This window comes from Flagellimonas pelagia (assembly GCF_003584135.1).
Lineage (GTDB): Bacteria > Bacteroidota > Bacteroidia > Flavobacteriales > Flavobacteriaceae > Flagellimonas > Flagellimonas pelagia.
The window spans coordinates 1-16,776 of the sequence record NZ_QXFI01000016.1; the positions used below are offsets into that span (position 1 = coordinate 1).

The 16,776-nt window shown below is 42.4% G+C and carries 15 protein-coding genes; 10 read left to right on the top strand and 5 right to left on the bottom strand.

Going from position 1 to position 16,776, the window contains the following annotated elements; translation table 11 throughout:
- Positions 1 to 32: 32 nt before the first annotated feature.
- From D2V05_RS06160 to D2V05_RS19650, 3 genes are all read right to left on the bottom strand, one after another.
- Positions 33 to 947, bottom strand: coding sequence for an IS481 family transposase (locus tag D2V05_RS06160; RefSeq protein ID WP_119646114.1), 915 nt, complete (start codon positions 945 to 947; stop codon positions 33 to 35).
- Between the two features lie 41 nt (positions 948 to 988).
- Complete coding sequence (locus D2V05_RS06165) at positions 989 to 1,414, bottom strand: hypothetical protein (protein ID WP_147378239.1); 426 nt, start codon at positions 1,412 to 1,414, stop codon at positions 989 to 991.
- Positions 1,415 to 1,485: 71 nt separating this feature from the next.
- Complete coding sequence (locus D2V05_RS19650; RefSeq protein ID WP_183114793.1) at positions 1,486 to 1,656, bottom strand: hypothetical protein; 171 nt, start codon at positions 1,654 to 1,656, stop codon at positions 1,486 to 1,488.
- 363 nt (positions 1,657 to 2,019) lie between these two features.
- On the opposite strand from D2V05_RS19650, the gene D2V05_RS06175 reads away from it, so the two are divergent.
- Positions 2,020 to 2,790 carry a hypothetical protein gene (locus D2V05_RS06175; protein ID WP_119646760.1) on the top strand — a complete coding sequence of 257 codons (771 nt, stop codon included), beginning with the start codon at positions 2,020 to 2,022 and terminating at the stop codon, positions 2,788 to 2,790.
- A 43-nt stretch (positions 2,791 to 2,833) separates the two neighbouring features.
- Here the strand turns inward: D2V05_RS06175 and D2V05_RS06180 are convergent, their stop codons facing one another.
- A complete protein-coding gene (locus D2V05_RS06180; RefSeq protein WP_183114794.1) occupies positions 2,834 to 4,411 on the bottom strand; it encodes a carboxypeptidase-like regulatory domain-containing protein in 1,578 nt (525 codons plus the stop codon).
- Between the two features lie 7 nt (positions 4,412 to 4,418).
- Positions 4,419 to 6,065: a S41 family peptidase gene (locus tag D2V05_RS06185; protein WP_119646764.1), complete on the bottom strand. Its 1,647-nt coding sequence runs from the start codon at positions 6,063 to 6,065 to the stop codon at positions 4,419 to 4,421.
- A 469-nt stretch (positions 6,066 to 6,534) separates the two neighbouring features.
- Here D2V05_RS06185 and D2V05_RS06195 point away from each other — a divergent pair, with 469 nt between their 5' ends.
- The 9 genes from D2V05_RS06195 to D2V05_RS06235 form a co-directional block, all read left to right on the top strand.
- Positions 6,535 to 6,978, top strand: coding sequence for a GNAT family N-acetyltransferase (locus tag D2V05_RS06195; protein WP_119646768.1), 444 nt, complete (start codon positions 6,535 to 6,537; stop codon positions 6,976 to 6,978).
- Between the two features lie 9 nt (positions 6,979 to 6,987).
- The gene (gene rpsU / locus D2V05_RS06200) at positions 6,988 to 7,185 is read left to right on the top strand and encodes a 30S ribosomal protein S21 (protein ID WP_119646770.1); all 198 of its coding nucleotides are present in this window, start codon (positions 6,988 to 6,990) and stop codon (positions 7,183 to 7,185) included.
- A 25-nt stretch (positions 7,186 to 7,210) separates the two neighbouring features.
- On the top strand, positions 7,211 to 7,402 hold the full coding sequence (locus D2V05_RS06205; protein ID WP_119646773.1) for a hypothetical protein: 192 nt from the start codon (positions 7,211 to 7,213) through the stop codon (positions 7,400 to 7,402).
- A gap of 29 nt (positions 7,403 to 7,431) precedes the next feature.
- Positions 7,432 to 8,238, top strand: a complete 807-nt coding sequence (proC, locus tag D2V05_RS06210; RefSeq protein ID WP_119646775.1) for a pyrroline-5-carboxylate reductase — start codon at positions 7,432 to 7,434, stop codon at positions 8,236 to 8,238.
- A gap of 3 nt (positions 8,239 to 8,241) precedes the next feature.
- On the top strand, positions 8,242 to 9,012 hold the full coding sequence (proB, locus tag D2V05_RS06215) for a glutamate 5-kinase (RefSeq protein ID WP_119646778.1): 771 nt from the start codon (positions 8,242 to 8,244) through the stop codon (positions 9,010 to 9,012).
- A 10-nt stretch (positions 9,013 to 9,022) separates the two neighbouring features.
- The gene (locus D2V05_RS06220) at positions 9,023 to 10,222 is read left to right on the top strand and encodes a glutamate-5-semialdehyde dehydrogenase (RefSeq protein ID WP_119646782.1); all 1,200 of its coding nucleotides are present in this window, start codon (positions 9,023 to 9,025) and stop codon (positions 10,220 to 10,222) included.
- Between the two features lie 175 nt (positions 10,223 to 10,397).
- Entirely contained in the window at positions 10,398 to 10,730 is a 333-nt protein-coding gene (locus D2V05_RS06225) for a YegP family protein (protein ID WP_119638806.1), read from the top strand.
- A gap of 607 nt (positions 10,731 to 11,337) precedes the next feature.
- Positions 11,338 to 13,488: a DUF5723 family protein gene (locus D2V05_RS06230; RefSeq protein ID WP_119646780.1), complete on the top strand. Its 2,151-nt coding sequence runs from the start codon at positions 11,338 to 11,340 to the stop codon at positions 13,486 to 13,488.
- 343 nt (positions 13,489 to 13,831) lie between these two features.
- A partial coding sequence (locus D2V05_RS06235; protein WP_147378240.1) for a DUF8202 domain-containing protein occupies positions 13,832 to 16,776 on the top strand: 2,945 nt, incomplete at its 3' end.

Genomic DNA, 16,776 nt, shown 5'->3' on the forward strand with positions numbered 1-16,776 from the left:
TGTGCTACTTCAGCTAAAATGGCACTGAATTCTTATTTTTTCAAGTGATACATTAAAATTTCATAGGGTGTCTTTCCCTTAAATGCACCATGTGGTCTATCAAAGTTATAAAAGTCTTCCCATTGCTTTATTTTTTTGTTCAAATCCACGTCGTCGGAGTAGTCCAATAGTTGATAGAACTCCTTTTTGTCCGTGAGGTGCGACCGTTCCACCTTTCCATTGAGCTGGGGTCTTCCGGGCTTTATATAACGGTGCTCCATGCCAAGGTCCTTCACATGCCAATTGAACTTGGATTGGAATTCATGCCCATTGTCGGTTTGGACGGTATGGATTCGGAACGGGAACATACCGACCACATAATCCATAAAGTCAATGGAACTTGATTGGTTGTGCCTTTCATATACTTTCAACGCTCTGATACGTGTGCAATCATCAATCGCCGTGTACTGATACCTTTTTATCTTTTTTCCTTCTTTGGTGTGGAAAACCAAGAACTTGACGTCTACTTGAACATGGTGGCCCGGGGTTTTCTTGGCATAGCGTTTAGGTCCCATCGCTTTTCTGGTAACGGCTCGTTCGAGCGGCTTGATACCATTCCTTTTCAGGGTTCTGTAGACACTTGATTCAGAGACATTGATACTGTGATATCTTTCCAAATACCATTTGATGCGCCATGTGCCAAGTTTGTATTCCTTTCTAAGGTCCAATATCAGATCAACCGTTTTCTGATTGATTCTATTGGGGTAGGTATCAGCTTCCCTCTTTTTCCTTAAAAGACCCTTTGCTCCATGTTTGTCAAACTTTCTTTTCCAATTAAAATAGCTGCTCCTGCTAACATTGAACATTTCACAGGTCTCCTTGACCTTTCCATAATCTTTTGCAAATTCAAGTACTCTTAGTTTGAACTTCCATCTTAAGTATTGCTCAATTTCTCTTGTCTTTTCCATGTCAAAAGTGTCTCTTGATTTATTATCAAAATAGTACACTTTTAGTTGACGTAGTCACAATAGCGGATGAATGCACTGTCAGGAAGCTTGGGTATTTTGTCATAATAAAAGCCCATTAAATAATGTTGTCTAGCCAAAATTGAGACATCATTGCCTTGAGTAACATAATCGCGCAATAGCTTATCATAAATCAAAAGACTATCATATTTACCCGATGTGTTACTAAAACTGCTTTTTTGATATAGTACCTTACCATAAAGTGCATTCTTGTCGTTTTTTTTTGCCAGATAATATGCCTTGTCAATGGCCTGCTGTTGTTTCGTTTTGGATAGGTTGTCATCCATGGAACGATTATAATAATACAATACGGTGTCCGCTGTGGAATCAATGGAGGGATCGGAATCCTTATCCAAAAATGTACAGGAAACACAAAAACAAAATACGACCCAACATAAAAGCTTTTTCAAGTATAAGAGATTGATTAAACAAAAAAGCCATACATAAAGTATGGCTCAAATTACTAAAATTAAACTTACATCTACTCACCTGGTGGTGGGGGAGGTGGAGGTGGTGGGGGCGGATTGCTATCATCCCCTTCCGTGGCTACCGTGTGGTAGAGCATCTCGGTGTCCGCTACGTCATCTTGGGTACAAGAAAACAGGAACATATTCAAAAAAACTGCCGCTAAGGCTATATAAACTCGTCTCATAATATTTGCTTTAAAAATTTGACAAAGGGGTGGCCGTCCGGGGTTTTCCCAGAATTGTTTGTTCAGCTTTTCAGCCACCCGTGAGTGTTGGAGTACTTCCTTTGTTTTTGGAAAGTGGAAACTGTAAGCGGTAGACCTAGCTACTTTCCAACGGGCCAAATACCGGCCGCTTACAGAATCCCGTAAAAATGAATTTTCTAGAAAGGCTATGTTAGCAAGGCATAGCGGAATTCATTTCTGAGACGAAGTAACTGAGATAAAAAATAAGTTTATGGAGAAAGGAAGGAAAAGAATTTCCAGAGAAAAAAATCCATGAAATTTCCATTTATGGATTAGCTTTATAGCTAACAATCAACCCATTATATGTCTATTGAAGTTCTAATACTTGCATTTGAAAAAGCGAAGAAAGAAATTGGATCAAGTAAGAAGACACATCTTGCCCAACATTTATCAGACATATTATTGGAAGATTACAATTATGTAATCAGCGAACGAACATTAAGAGATTATTATACCAGTTATAAAAATGGCAGCCAAAGAACTCAAGAAGATTTAAAGCCAAAGCTCATTTCTTGTTTATGCAGTTATTTAGGGTATGATGACTACGCAGATTATATTCAGAAAAATTCTTCAACAGGAGTAAAAGATGGTGAAGAAAACGACAATCCGACGGACGTTAGTGAAGAATCTGAAACTGTAAGTTGGACAAAAATTATATTAATCAGTTCTGTAGTAATTTTGATAGTCATAGTGATACTCTATTGGCCTTTAAATAAAGAGCAAGGTATAGCCAACAATGGGAAATGCATGGCCTGGGCCGACTCCCTTTATGTAAAGGTTGACTGTACCTCCCAACCTTTTTCCAAATTTGGAACGAAAGTGGAACCGTTAGATCCGGCAAGGCTAAAAAATCTTAAAAAAGTGGAGGTCAATATGGCCTCCGATTTTTTTACGGAGGATGGCAAACCCATGATCTGGTATTCTAAAAACAAGGATGGGGAAATGGAATACTTTACCGCTCCTGGGCTCCATCCCATAACTGGGGAAACTCTTAAAAAAATCACTCCGTACATTATTGAGACCTATGTGCCCACCCATATCAATCGGAAGGGCTCATTTGTTCAGGAAGAATAAAATTTCATCAAAAAAAGCCCCGAATCCGGGGCTTTTGTTTTACTCAATTGCGAATAAGCGGTGGGTTCATCCAAAATATGGTTTCCTTTTCCCCGGAAACCGCTTTGCTGCTAAAAATCGGTTTATCATCCGGCATAAACTCTCCGTTCAAGGGCGCCGTTTTTCCTTCGTTGATGTTCTGCGCAAAGAATTCCCTGTATTGTTCATAATCCTTCGTGTGAACGGCGTTGATAAGCTCCCCCTGTAGATTGCGAACATCCTTCACCTCAATTTCAAGCAACTTATTGAGAGGACCTCCACGAGTATCAGTTTCTTTCAGGGTGGTGACCATATCTTTCAATTCATTTTCATCCATCCGTGGGTATAGCAATACCGAATTTCCTTCTTTTTCCATCAACCTAAAGCTTAACCTCTTCCCCTTGTATCTTATACTATAGGACCTATGTTCCAACGCAGATCTGGTCTCTGGCTCGGTGTTGAAATTCACCACCAGACATTTTCTGTTGATGTCCATGACCACATCTTCCACAATAAAAGCAGGTGGTAAGCGCAACTCAAATGCGTTATGGAAGGAAATATAGTTCAGGTACATTTGGTCATCCTTTTTTCTGTATTCCAAAACCACTTCAAAAACCAAATGGTTGCCCATAAACTGGTTTCCTTTTTCCTTGGTCTCCCTTGTCACGTTCTTGTTGAACAGGGCATATTCCATTTTATAAATGGAAAAATCGAATTGGGAAACATATAGCTTGCCCGTGGCAAGATTATCCTGCCGGTTCCGTTTAAACTCGATGACATATAAGGGTTCCCCATCAAAATTGATGGGATCCATCTTGGAGAAGGTATGATGGGGGATAAAATCGGTTTGCAGCACGTTCACAAAATCATAGGAATCCACCAGATAGTTTCTAATGGCATCATGGACCCTTAGAATGGTGAACTCGTTCCCTCCATAGGGTTTTAAAAAGGCCTTCTCTATTGTTTTTTGGCCTTTGCGGTAATCATAGCTTTGGCGGGCAAGGGTATCCACTTTAAAAGTCTTGTTGATTCGTTGGTCATACATCTGGACTTTTGTGGCCGATCTATCCATACTGTTGAAACCAGGGTCAAAAACTTCCAATATGGCCTCATTCAGGTTGATGTAGGTCCCTTCATCCACTTGATAGTCCCGATAATACCCCACCAATGAAAAAGGTCCGTTTGGGTAATTTTCCGGAATGTTCTCGATGGCCTTTTTCACGATTTCCTGGGCCCCATAACGTTTGGTACGTTTTCCAATGACCACGGTCTCATCCAAGTTGAAGATTTCCTCTTTCACCGAAATGATGTTCACTTGATCCACATTCAGATCGGACAGCTTTACTTCCAAGGTCCTGTACCCCAAACAGGAAATTTCAAGAACATCGCCCAACGCCAAATACTCATCCGGGACAACAAAACTGCCATCTGCATTGGATATGACCCCTACCGATTTTCCTTTAAGCCTTACCGTAGCAAAAACAACAGGTTCCCTTGTTGCTTCATCCACGAGCTTCCCCGTGATGAAATTTTTCTCTTGGGAAAAGAGCCCCATTGGCGCATACAGCATCAAGGAAAGAAGGATGATCTTTTTTAGGTTCATGGTCATTTTATGATTTCGCCAATTCCAGCGCTTTTTCCAACACCTCATCCCTGCCATCCCGTAACCCTTGAATGGTGGGATGGATCTCCACATCAATCCGGACTCCTTTACGCTGGGTTTCGGTACCATCAGGATAAAAAATGCCTATACCTGATAAGGAAGTTTTTATTCCACCTCCCAATTCCAAATTGGAAACATTCCCGTCTGCACCTGCCGTTTGACTCCCAATAGTAACGACATTGTCCGCTATTTGTAATGCCATGGTCGTAAACTCAGCATGACTTTGAGTGTTTTCATTCACTAAAAGGACCACTTTTCCGGAATAATTCCTTTTGTTTTTAAAACTTCCACATTGCATACCATCACGCCATATGAACCTACCTGGGTAATCAAGGTCAGGATACGTCATCTTGAAAAAATTTCTTCGCTCTGGAACTAAATAATGAGCAATATGGTACATGGTACCATTTGGATAATTTCTAATATCGAAAATAATGGCCTTGGTGTCTTTAAAACCTTCCATCATCTCTTCAACATCTCCCCTTTCCAACTTACCCATGTTCACATAACCAATACTATCTTGAATAATTTTCCAACTTTTAAAGGCATCAGGCTTTGACCTTAATGCATCCACTTCAAAATATTCAACCTTTACTTCTTTAATTTCATTGCCCCTTAGAACTTTGACTTTGCGCGATGACTTTTTTGTTGATCTTACAAAACAATATTTTAAAGTACGATTCTTGGCTGCCTTATTAGATCCCCAGACCAATGATTCATTATCTTCCATAAGATCTTGAACCGGTATTTCGTCAAATGCTAAAATGACATCCCCCTTTTTTAAAGGACAATTTAATCTTAACGAATCCTTATAAAACCCACTGACCACTAATTCATCGTTTAAGATTTCCGTTTTAAATGCAGGCCAAAAATATGTTTTTGGGTCTGTAGGTGCTCTAAACCAACCATGGGAATCATCAATTTTTACGACCAATTCCTGTAGAGCACTGTGAAATTCCTTTTCGGTGGAGGCAGATTGCAATTGAGGAATAGTAGTAAGCAACACTTCACCCCAAGGTTGGTCGGTTTGGTATTTATAGGGGAAAAAGTATTCCACAATGTTCCAATATTTGAAAGCAATCAACAACCTCATATATGGATCAGTCCAATCCAAGTTTTTGTATTCGGGTTCATTTTTTAAGGCAATATTGCCAACTTCCTTATAAGGTGCGTATACATAATGCTGCTTTCCTTTAAATCTGTTTTGCTCAATAAACTTAAGTTTATCCGAGAGTTTAGTAGTGAAAATATCCGGATTGTAGAACCAAGTGAGATCGAAATTCTTATCAAAATATGCTTCATCGCTTTTCTTGTCACACTTTTTACATGGTGGCACTTCTCCAAGTCCGTCAATCCAATTCAAATAGATTTCTGATAAGGCCTCCTTACTATTGGCTGACTTTACCTTGGGTAATATTTCTAAGAGTTGGTTGTCCCAATCAAATTTTCCATCGGCTACCTGTGGATGGTAGTATTTTAGAAAGCCCCATATTTTTGCAGTCGAGGCCAATTTTTCGGTTTCAGAAATTTGTTGCGCCTTGGCGATTCCTTGAAATGTCAACAGTAAAAATGCGAATAGTACATGTTTAGTCATGTTAGGTGGATTAGTGGTTCGGAATAAATATAACTATCTTCCTAACAGCCGATTAAACACCCTCATCAACTTTAAGAACAATTAACGCAAAACCTGTACAATTTAAGTTTCCTTTAATACTTCGTCCCTACATCAGAAGATTACATATCTGTTAGTATAGAAGCATCCCACAAACGTTATAAAAAACATAAAACCCAGCAAAATTGGGATTTACGGGCCATTTGCCCTATCTTTGCAGCGATGAAAATCAAACTCCACGAGAGAAAAAATAGCAGGATCCTTAGTTTTGAATATCTGGTTTTTCGTAACCAACCGGACAAGTTCATCCCACCCACCTTTTAATTGACCGCCCTTTTTCGGGTACCGTTGCGATGTAAAACATCCACGTTTTTCGTGGCAGTTGAACAGCGTCGCCCCCATTGTCACCAGTAACTAAAATCCAAAAATCGCTATCGTACAACAAAAGATCATGGTAATCAAGACCTATGATGCCTACACACGGCTCTCCACCATGGAGGCCAACCGGTTCACCAACTTCCTATTTGAGCACCAAGAAGGAAAAAAGGCCACCAAAACGGCCATAAGAAAGGCCATCCAATATTCCACCAAGGATATACCGGGCTTGGGCGGTTACGTGTTCTCCATGGAAGAAAAGGAAGAAATCCTGGGACTCGCCGTGGTAAACAAAACAGGCATGGGCGATTACATCCCGGAAAACTTTTTGGTGTTCTTCGTGGTGCACCGTAACCATAGGGACCAAGGCATTGAACAAAAACTGTTGGAATACACCCTACAATATTGCAAAGGGGGTGTTGCCGTGCACATCACCAATGAAAACCAATGCCCAAACCAACACTTTTTTGAAGAATATGGGTTTCAAGTGACCCACACCGAAATGAGATTGAACCGTTAAACACAACATATGCTAAAAATTGAAGTAAAACCTGGAGAAAGTATCGAACGTGCCCTAAAGCGCTACAAAAGAAAATACAGGAATACCAAACGCTTGGAGCAGATCCGGGAACGCCAGGAATTCACCAAAAAATCAGTAGAAAAAAGAAAAACAAAGAAAAAAGCACAATACAAGGAAAAATTCCTGAGGGATCAGGAAAACAGTTAAACACAAACCTATTATCAACAACAAAATGAGACTTTCAAAGATTAAAAGGGGAACCAAATATGAAAAACGCTACAGTGTTACCATGGGCGAACTGACTACTCAGGTCACCTACATTAAAAGGTACATCCTGGGGCTACCTGTACGCACTTTGCACAAGTACCGCGAAACCTATTATGGAAAAGTGAAAGACTGCAAGGACTGCAAAATAACTGCATAAACGTTTTAAAAACCTTTTAACAAAAAACAATGAAAGTATTAGTTATAGGAGCAGGTAACATGGGGCTTACCTATGCCACCGGCATGTCCAAATCCAAACTGCTAAAAAAGCGGAACATCATGGTCTTGGACAAATCAAAAGAGAAATTGGAAGAAGTGGACAAAATTGCCCATTTTGATGCCATGGAACGTTTGGAAGACTGTGTCCCCAAGGCGGACATCATCTTTCTGGCGGTAAAACCGTACCATGCCGAAGACCTTTTCAAACGGATGAAACATCTGGTAAACCCGGAACAATTGTTCATTTCCATCATGGCCGGGGTGACCATCAAATTTATCCAAGAAGCATTGGGCATCCAAAAAGTGGTAAGGGCCATGCCTAATCTGCCCGCCCAAGTGGGCCAAGGACTCACCAGCTATGTTTCTGCGGAGGAAGTGTCTCGTTTGGAACTTTTCATGGTAGAAGGACTCTTGGACACCACAGGGAAATCCCTTCGGGTAAAGAGTGAAAAATATATTGATGCCTCTACCGGAATCTCAGGAAGTGGCCCCGCTTATGTATTCTATTTTATGCAGAGTATGATGGAGGCCGCTCTACAAATGGGCTTTTCCGAAAACGTCTCCAAAGTATTGGTAAGCCAAACCTTTACCGGGGCCGTGGAGCTGTTCAACCAGAACAATCTTACCCCCGACTCTTGGATGGAACGTGTGGCCTCCAAAGGAGGAACCACCCGTGCCGCTTTGGATTCCATGCAGGACAACAATGTAAACGAATTGATAAAAGAAGCTGCCTTTGCAGCCTTTAACCGTGCCGTGGAACTCGGCGAAGAATACTAAAACATGTACAAAGAACTCGTGGTCATCAAAGTAGGAACCAATGTGATGACCAATAAGGACAACAGGATCGTTAGACCCGTGCTCAATCGCCTGGTACGGCAGATTGCCGAATTGTATGAGCGCGATATCATGACCATTTTGGTCTCCTCTGGATCGGTAATTGCTGGTAAAGAGGTTTTGGGGAAGGCTAAGATCAAGGACAAGACTCAGCGCAGACAGGTGTATTCGGCCATCGGGCAACCCAGGATGATGCGCCATTATTACAACATTTTTAGTGATTATGGGATGAAATGTGCCCAAGTATTACCCACCAAACGGGATTTTAACCCCGGGGTGCACCGTGATAATATGATCAGTTGTATTGAAGGGCTGCTTTCTGAAGGAGTGGTGCCCATTGCCAATGAGGATGATGCCGTTTCTGTGGCCATGTCCATGTTTTCGGACAATGATGAGTTGGCCACTCTGTTGGCCCAGTTGATGAATGCCGATAAACTCATCCTGATGACGGATATTGACGGTCTGTATGATGGTCATCCAGAGAAGGAAGATTCCAAGGTGATTGAAAAAGTCCAGCCCAAGGAAGACCTCGACAAATACATCGAGAAAGGAAACAAGGCCGAGGGCGAAGGCCGTGGTGGCATGGGATCCAAATTGAACTATGCCCAAATAGCCGCGGCGAACAATATTCCATCATACATCGTGAACGGGAAAAAGGAAAATGTAATCATAGATATTGTAGAAGGAAAAAAAGTGGGAACCGAAGTTTCCCTTTAAAATGACAGCAATGAAATTATTGAACACAACACTAAAAAACAGCGTTTTACAAGATATGGAGCACATCCTCAATCAAAACCGGGAAGCATTGCTCCAAGCCAACCAAAAGGATCTGGATACCTTTGACCGGGACGACCAAGCCCTTTATGACCGTTTGGTTGTGGATCAGAAAAAGATAGATCAAATGATCCAAGCCGTAAGGGAGGTTAGGTTGCAAGAAGACCCCGTGAACAAAGAAATCTCGACAAGGGAATTGGACAATGGCTTAAAGATCATCAACAAAACAGCTCCGTTCGGGACCATCATGATCATTTACGAATCCCGGCCCGACGTAACCATTGAAGCTGCCGTGCTGGCCTTTAAGGCCAACAACAAAATTCTGTTGAAGGGAGGTAAGGAGGCGTATCACAGTAATAAGGCATTGGTGAAATTTTGGCATCAGGCTTTGGCTAAAAACGATTTACCGTCAGACTTTATCCAATTCATGGAAATGGACCGAACCCAGACCCAGGCCTTTTTGAAAAATCCCGGCCAACAACTCGATCTCATCGTGCCCCGCGGTGGGGAACGGCTCATCAATTTTGTAAAGGAGCATGCCAAATGTGCTGTTTTGGTCAGCGGTCGTGGGAACAATTTCCTCTTCGTCCATAAAGAAGCAGATTGGCAAAAGAGTTTGGAAGTCATCTTGAACGCCAAGACCCATAAAATTTCCGCCTGCAATGCGCTGGACAAAATTTTGATCGATACACGTATTGAAAATTACGAAGGGAAACTCAACGAACTGAGACAAATCCTCGTGGACAATGAAGTTTCCATTCTAGTGGATGAAAAGGTGAAGAAAACCTTGAAGAATGAAGAGGTCATTTCCGATGAGTCCATCTGGAAAGAAGAATTCTTGGCCATGAAGTGTGTCATCGGTGCCGTGGACAATTTGGATGCGGCCATACAAAAGATCAATAAAAATTCCGGTGGACATTCGGCCACCATCATGACACAAAACAACAGTGTGGCCCAAACCTTTATGGAAAATGTGGACTGTGCAGCCGTATACCAGAATGCATCGACCCGGTTTACCGATGGAGGGCAAATGGGAGTCGGGGCCGAGCTGGCCATCAGCACGGACAAACTGCACCACAGGGGGCCCCTTGGCCTAAAACAATTGGTAACAAACAAATATTATGTGTTTGGCAATGGCCAGATTAGAATGTAAAAGGTGGTACCATCAAAAAGAAATCTATTCTCCTTTAAGGAGGTGCCGACCACTAAGAGATCCGTTAAAACAAAAGCATTTTGATGGCTCAATCTTAATTTATTGGCAATTTTACGTAGAAAAATTGGTCATTTTTTAAGAAATTATCTAGATTTAGTACTCAAAACAATTCAACATGGGAAAATTTGAAATCAAAACAGATAAATCTGGTCAGTTCAGGTTTAATTTGAAGGCCGGCAATGGTCAGGTTATTTTGAGCAGCGAAGCATATACCACCAAATCTGCCTGCGAAAACGGTATCGAATCGGTAAAAAAGAACTCTCAGGACGACGGTAAGTTCGAGAGAAAGACTGCAAAGGACGGAAGCCCTTATTTCAATCTTAAGGCATCCAATGGCCAAGTTATCGGGGCCAGTGAAATGTACTCCAGCACCGCGGCCATGGAAAATGGTATCGCTTCGGTTAAAAAGAATGCCCCTGACGCTTCCGTCGAGGATATTTCCGCTTAACCCAAAAACAAAAAACTCAACTAAACAGCCTAACAAGGCTGTTTTTTTATGCCCAAACATTTCCTCCTTCTGGGAATTTGAACCAATTCCGAGAACTTCCAAAATAGGCCACCAAGCCAAATAGGCCATTCATTGGTTCAAATGGGTCATTCATTAATCGACTACTTTCCGTGGCATTTTTTGATTTTATGTTTGTGATGCAATTACGCGTTAAAGCTCATTGAAAAAGCAAGATCAATCTTTAACGTATGCACATATAGCAATGCACTTTTTGAGACTGTTGGTCATAAAAGTGTTTAGTTTAGTTGAGGTTTCCGTTACGCCAAGGAATTTGATTCAAATTCCTTGGTTGTAATGGTTTTTCGTTTGGAAAGAAATCCTTTCCCTATCCTTATATTAACACAGCCTTCTTCTTTCTCCTCAATAAAATAGCCCTAAAACAAGGACTGGCAAAATTCAGATAAACCCATTTGCTCCATTCATCAATTCAAAAAGCCGTTCCGTTTATTTACCCCCAACAGCTCCCTTTATTTACACTCTCTTTGGCCCGATTTTAAGCTTTTGAATAACCCAAGCCTATTCCATTAGGCAAAAAACAATTTTAACCATGCTATCAAAACATACTCTGCTGGGCATCGTGTTCTTTCTTTGTATACACCTGCTCAAAGCACAATCTTACGAAGGGCTGCTCACTGATAACTACAGTGGTGTCCACGGCATCATTTCCAACCCAGCCAATATTGCGGATTCGAGATTAAAACTGGACATTAACCTGATCGGGGTCAGTGCCTTTTTTGGAAACAACTATTTAGGACTGAACATGAGTGATGCCTTTAAAGATTTTGGCAAAACCTTCGATGAAGCCAAAACCACTCCCAAAACAAACAACTTTTTGGCTTCCAATCTCGACATCCTTGGACCGTCAGTTATGTTCAACCTGACGGAAAAAAGCGCAGTGGCGGTCTACAGCAGGGCGCGCCTTTTCCTCAACGTGGACGATATCAATGGAGCATCCATTGACAAAGAAGGAGGTTTTAATGAAGACGAGGACTTTTTTATCAATGAGGGGGATGTTTCAGGGGAAATCAATCTATGGACAGAGATCGGTGCTTCATATGCTCGCGTTCTTGTTGACCATGGGGAACATTTTTTAAAGGGAGGAGCAACGTTAAAATACCTTTCCGGAATCCACCATGCTTACATTCGGGGCACGGACGTTACTGTGGATTACGATGCTACCTCCAGGGATGTTGTAACTACCGGACTTCTTACATACGGCAACGATGCTTCGGGGAGTGAAGGTGATGGATTGAGCGATTTTTTCACTTTTGGAAAATCCACAGGTATTGGTGGTGATTTAGGTTTTGTATATGAGTGGAGACCCAACCATCAAGATTATAAACTCACCGATGCCAATGGCAATACCTATTTGAACAAAGGAGTGAACAAATACAAACTGAAAATCGGGGCTTCCATCACCGATATTGGAAAAATCAACAACAAAAAAGGGGAAGAAGAAACCTATGATCTGAACAAGACCCAAAGTATCGATGATTTTGACGGTATGGACCTTGAGGATGGGCTCAGCAATAATTTCGACACCACTGGACCCACTCATGAATCTGCGGATACTGGATTGCCTACTGCCTTACACGCCAATGTGGATTGGAACGTGGTTTCTAAATTTTACCTGAACCTGAACTCCGATGTTAACTTGCAGGGCAAGCACAAAATCAACTCCAACCATATCCGCAGCGAGGTCGCCCTTACCCCAAGATTGGAAACCGCTTGGATCAGCGTATATTCCCCAATCAGTTTGATGCAACAAGTTGGATTCCGATGGGGACTTGGTCTTAGGGCTGGCCCTTTTTACCTAGGTTCTGGATCCGCACTTACTGCTTTGTTTGGAAACTCATCAAAATCCTTGGACGCATATGCAGGGATCAAAGTGCCCATCTATCAAAATAAACTCAAGGACAGGGATGGGGACGGACTTAAGGACGATGTGGATGAATGTCCTGATACACCAGGTCCGATCGAGAACAATGGTTGTCCATGGAAAGACACGGATGGCGATGGTATTTTGGACAAGGACGATAATTGTCCTAATGAAGTCGGTCCAAAAGAAAACAATGGTTGCCCATGGAAGGATACCGACGGGGATGGCGTGCTCGACAAGGACGATGACTGTCCGAATACCCCTGGTCTTAAAGAATTTAATGGGTGTCCAGACACTGATGGCGACGGGATCATTGACCAAAACGATCGTTGCCCCAACCAACCGGGAAGCAAGGAAAACAAAGGGTGTCCCGATACCGATGGAGATACTTTGGTAGACATTGATGATGATTGTCCAACGGTTGCCGGACCGGTCAGCAACAAAGGGTGCCCCGAGGTAACGATTGCCGTTCAAAAACAATTGAATGCATACGCCAAGACCATTCTGTTCGATACCGGAAAAGCAACAATTAAACCAGAATCGGTTGCGGTAATGGTGGACATCATCCAGATTCTTAACGAATATCCGAATGCGAAATTCACGGTGGAAGGCCATACCGACAGTGTGGGCAGCAATGAGAGCAATCAAAAACTCTCAGAGGCAAGGGCCAATTCGGTAAGGGACTTTTTGATCAACGAGGGTATTGCTGGAGCTAGGTTGACCGCTATCGGTTATGGGGAAGAAAAACCGATTGCTTCCAACACCACAAATTTGGGAAGAAAACAAAACCGAAGGGTAGAGATCAATTTGATAAAATAACCATACCGCTGTAGTTCATTTATCGGTTTAGAACACAAGGTTTGGTGTATCTCGTGTCTTCTTCTATTACAGCTATGGTTGGGCCGCAAGGAAATCCTTGCGGCCCTTTTATTTTTTTGATGATTTGAGGCAATTTATTTTATGTGAGTAAAAACTTACATTCATAACAACTTCATAATCAATTCATTTTAGGTTCCATAAATCCATTTCCATCTTCCATCAATTCTAAACCATCATAGGTTAATCCACTGACCTTGAATAGATGGATAGTACCTTATTTTATACTTACCAAATCTATTTCTTGCCCAAACCTCATGCAAGAAACCTTCAAAACTTAACTGCTATGATTAAACTTTTACACTACTTTCTTTTCAATCGATCAATGGTAGAAAAAGGACATCCCTGTTGGGTAGTGTCTTCTTTTTTCCTAAGGATCGTACAATGCTCAATTGCAATAATCTTACTAACCCAAAGCAATACCCTTCAAGCCCAGCAACTGGACACTTGGTTTACCGCGGATAGGGCAGTGAATCTACCTCCGCTCCCAGGCCCACCCAATACTAATTTATGGTTGTTTGATCCATTGCCTACTGCAGGTCCTGTATCCATATGGTATGATTTTGTGGATTATGTGCCTCAGAATGCCATACCGCATCCCGATCCCTTGGAATATTCTTCTGCTTTTCCAGATGGCTTTGACTACCCCTACCCAAATTCTGTTGGCTTTTTTCCCACATATTTAAATCCCACAGGATCTATACCCGGTGTTCCCACTTTAGTACTAAATGCCATGAATTTCAATCCTGTGGTCGAATTTGATGGCAGTGGAGATGGGCAAGCCTTACATTTCCAATCTGCTTCAAGAAAAGAGATAACTGTATTTATCGTGTTTAAGGGAGAAGGTGCTGGAAATACGGCCGAGACCCAACGTTTGCTCTTCGGAGGAGATGTGGATGTACACCATATGAACTCGTTTCTCGATCAATGGACCACAAACCTATCCTTGGGCATTTCGAGTGGTAACCGATTCTCAATTGGCAGAACTTGGCGCAAAACTTTGTTAAGTGATAGTGGAGAATTCTTTCAAAGCGGCAATATAAATCTATTAACAAAACCGACCATTGGCACCTTTCAACGAACCATCGGAGTGGATGAGGAACGTTTGTTGACCCATGTCAATGGCATACAGGACATCTCTACGGTAAGATCACATATTATTGCAGACAATGATCTCTTCTTTTTTAACCGATTGGGAAAACATTTCAACAGTAATGACCCCAACCGTAACCTTACAGGCGAAATTGCTGAAGTCTTACTGTTTGATGGGCCCATCCCAGCGACGGCCATTCAGGTGGCAGAAAGCTATCTGGCCGTCAAATATGGTATTACGCTTTCAAACGGCCCTGGTTTGGGAAGCGAGGTCGGAAACACCAACTATAACTACCTGGCCGCCGATGGAATCGTTATCTGGCAAGCAGAAGCCACTTATAAATTTGATATTGGAGGCATTGGAGCGGACAGATATAAAGACATGGATGGAGGTGATAATTCCACCAGCTATGATGATTTAAAACTGCGTTTTAACCTGCATCAACGCATCTCAAAAAGTGAAAATCCCGAAGCCATTGTCACCATGTCTACCAATACCAATTTCACTACAGATAATTTGGACGACAATCGGACCATTATTGATAAAAGTGGTTTGGAATCGTACTTGCACAATTTTCTGCTTTGGGGAAGTGATCGTGGCAACATCAATGAAATTTTCACTGAACTTCCTCTGGGTATCACCAGTAGAATTGAAAGGGAATGGCGTGTTCAAATGAACCATTCTGCAGGTCTTAGCCCTATTAGCGGCGTAAGCGTTCGTATAAACCTCAATGGTTCTGATATTTTGGCCCATGGTGATTGTGCTCTAAAATTGATGATCGATACGGATGAAGATGGCGACTTCACCACCGGTCCCATCACCATGATAGATGCCACAAGTGTAGATGCATTTGGCTTTGCCTATTTTGATGGAGTCAATTTTGATCACAGGGACGTTTTCACAGTTGGTTTTGGGGATACTGTTCCCCCAACGGCAAGTAATCCGGCCACTATTACCGTTTGTGATAGTGCCCCAGATTCAGATATATCCGTTGTCATTGATGAAGATGATAATTGTGCCGTGGATACGGTCACTTATATGGGGGAAACCAGTGATGGAAACACCAACCCCGAAACAATCACCAGAACCTATAGGATTACGGACACATCAGGCAACTTCACCGATGTTCAACAACAAATTTTGGTGTTCACCACACCGATTATTGATGACATTCCTGACCAAACAGCCTGTGATTCCTATATACTACCAACTATAACAGGTACTAACCTTAGCGGCAACCAAGCATATTATGACCTACCTGGCGGTCCATCAGGTGGAGGCAATCAATACGTGGAAAATACTGCGATCTATTCCGATATCACTTTGTTCATCTATGATGAAACCGGAAGTGTGCCCAATTGCTTTGCAGAAGAAAGCTTTTTCATTGATATTACCAATCAACTTGAAGCAGGCGTTGATAGTTCGATAGATTTTTGTGAAACTGGAGGGGCCAACACTGACCTATTCGCCGCACTTGGACCAACAGCAGATACTGGAGGAATATGGACTGATGATGATTCCTCCGGTGCAATCCTTTTGGACCCAACTAATGTTGATTTTTCATCTATACCATCAGGAACGTATCATTTTACTTATTCCTTCCCTGCCATAGGAGGATGTGCCCCAGATTCTGCTGTTATTACAGTAAATATTACAGCTCAACCACAAGCCGGACTCGATGGTTCTTTAGAACTTTGTGTTGGTAGTGGGGTAGGTACCAATCTCGAAGATGCTCTCAATGGAACTCCTAATGGTGGTGGTAATTGGAGCGACAACGACCTCTCTGGTGTTGACTTATCAGACCCTGCAAAGGTAGACTTTTCTGGTCTTGCAGTAGGAACCTATCATTACACCTATTCCTTTCCTGCTATAGGAGGATGCTCTCCAGATTCAGCAACAGTCACCGTGACCATCAACAACACACCCTTGGTGGACGCACCGGCCGACGTCACCGCATGTGACTCCTACACCCTGCCGGCCCTTACCAACGGCAACTATTTCGATGCGCCCAACGGGGGAGGCAACGCCCTCTTCGCAGGGGACGCCATCACCGCCACCACCACGCTGTACGTCTACAGCGAGACCGGCACCCTACCGAACTGCTCCGCCGAGAGCACCTTCACCGTGACCATCAACAA